The sequence below is a fragment of the Idiomarina sp. Sol25 genome, assembly GCF_033052775.1.
Lineage (GTDB): Bacteria > Pseudomonadota > Gammaproteobacteria > Enterobacterales > Alteromonadaceae > Idiomarina.
Window position 1 is genome coordinate 1 of the sequence record NZ_JAUPEW010000164.1, and the last position, 261, is coordinate 261.

Below are 261 nucleotides of genomic sequence, written 5' to 3' on the forward strand. Positions count from 1 at the left end.
TGCGGTCTCGCGGCTGAGACGATGACGATGCCACGCGACCATGACATCGTCATCCCGTCACAACCCCGTGGACAGCACTGCCGCATGGCCTGCCACGCGCTCCAGTACATCCCCAGGCACATCACGACCGCCGTGCACCAGCAGATCATGGGCATTGCAACCATGGGTATCTCTTCGCTGGAGATCGACGCCGGCCGACCAGAACCAGCGCACAGCCGCCCACGCGCCATGGTCCACGGCCAAAAGATACGGCGTGCGACC

At 64.4% G+C, this 261-nt stretch carries 1 protein-coding gene; it reads right to left on the reverse strand.

Annotated elements, in window-relative coordinates:
• Positions 1–57: 57 nt before the first annotated feature.
• The coding region (locus Q5L94_RS13870; protein WP_317498936.1) for a hypothetical protein at positions 58–261 on the reverse strand (204 nt) is incomplete at its 5' end.